Source organism: Bartonella sp. TT119HLJHH, assembly GCF_042193385.1.
GTDB lineage: Bacteria > Pseudomonadota > Alphaproteobacteria > Rhizobiales > Rhizobiaceae > Bartonella.
The window spans coordinates 1-1,903 of sequence record NZ_JBHILS010000069.1 but is presented as its reverse complement, the minus strand read 5'-3'; the positions used below and the strand labels follow the sequence as shown (position 1 = coordinate 1,903).

The 1,903-nt window shown below is 38.7% G+C and carries 1 protein-coding gene; it reads right to left on the bottom strand.

The annotated features are described in order from the left end of the window. On the bottom strand, positions 1–1,193 hold a 1,193-nt coding region (locus ACFIJL_RS09200), incomplete at its 3' end, for a DEAD/DEAH box helicase family protein (RefSeq protein ID WP_375624386.1). Between the last annotated feature and the right edge of the window lie 710 nt (positions 1,194–1,903).

Genomic DNA, 1,903 nt, shown 5'->3' with positions numbered 1-1,903 from the left:
CTGTGATGATGCATATCCTGAGTTTGGTAGCGAAGATGATTATTATCGTCATGAGTATTATGCTGATTTTGAAGGGTTGCTGTCATATACAGACGTTTCTTGCCCCGAATAAGGCTATTATTATGAACCTTGATAAACTCAGATTCACTCTTGTCTGTTCCTAACACAGCTCCAGTGGTACGGTGTGCTTCATCACAAATGATCAGATCAAATTCCGGTAAAGCATATTTCTTTTGCGCATCCGAAATCACTTGGATCGAATGGTAGGTAGCAAAGACCACAGTCATGGCATCAGGAGAAGTCTTATTGGCTTTTTCTCCAAGCTTTTGAGAATCTGTTGTTGCTGGTAGAGCGAGATCCGAGACATCGAGTTCGGCAGCATCATCTTGGGCTTTACGACGCTTGCCAACTTGTGTATCAGAACACACCGCAAAGGAACGCAAGGGTATTGCTGTATCTGCTGTCCATTCTCTTATTGTTTGTGACATTAAAGAAAGAGAGGGGACAAGAAATAAAACACGTTTACCTTGACCAGCAAGAGCTTCTGCTATCTTCAGACTGGTAAAGGTCTTTCCCGTTCCACACGCCATAATCAGCTTGCCGCGGTCTGCTTCTTGTAACCCTTCACAAACAGCTTTAAGCGCTTCTTGTTGATGATCTAAAAGATTTTTCGGTTCTTTTTTCTTAAGAGTAGCTTCCCCTTTGCTTTCAAAGGTTGCCCAATCTATTTGACTGTTTTCCAGATCAAAAAGATTAATCCGTTGAATGCGGATTCCTTGTCCTTCACAGGTGAGATCGGCATTGTTACTCCAATTACCTTCGGTGCTATCAACCAGAATACGGCGTGTGAAGATCTTTTTTCCCGAGGCAGCAATAAAGCTATCAATATCTTCCTTCTTGATCTGATGATTTGCACTATAAAACTTACATTGAATAGCGGCATATCCTTCTTCATCACGAATTTTAGCAACCAGATCAATGCCGATATCACGCCCATCTTCCCCATGCTCTTGCGCCCATTCATAATAGGTTTGAACCTTTTCATATTCTTGGCATTGTAGAGGGTCTTGCGTCAAATAAGCAATTACAAACTTTTCAAAAGAAGTTCCTCTATCGCGCGCACTTTCTGTATGATCACGGTAGGATTGTAACAGAGAGCGTAATGTCAGTGATTTGTTATGAGATTGAAGCATTTATAATAAAACCCCACCGCTATATAAGCGTTGATCTATCGGTGTCAAAAAACTTTAAATAGAATCTGCTAGATCTATTTAAAACAAATAGCAATAATAAAATAAAAAAAGGGTGCTAAAGACCCACAACCTGCTTAAAAAGAAATTTTATTAAATGCTGCTTATCCACAGCCCATGACATGAGGTAAAATCAGCAAAATAGTGAAATTTGCTGTTCGTTTTATGGAAAAAAGACAAATTTGATATGTGCTTTAAGATATCAGAATAAGTATTTTGAAGCATTTTACCACGCATTTTATAGATAGGTTTTGAAGGTTCACTCTATGAATGCAAGGGGATATGGTTGAGCAAATTTATCCTTTATATTTATGGGGATATTGATGTATTAACCATTGACGGGCTAAACAGTTTTGTTTAGAGGTTTCTTTATATAGATGTGGGGGAGAGATCTTCAGCAGTTAAAATAAAGCAGTTTTGGGTGTCACTTTTCTTTGGTAACAGAGGCATGTGCTTTTGTTAAAAGCGTCATAGGGCAGTGGCTGTTTTGAGTGGACTTGTTAGAGGTTTCATGAAGTTCTTTTAAAGAGTGCTTCATGAATAATGCAAAGCGGGGGCAATCTGTATTGTTATTGATATTTTTACGCCAAAGTTCTCTTTTGAGAATTTTTCGTGCCATTGTTGTTTTCTTTGGCTTGTTTACAGGTGTAAAT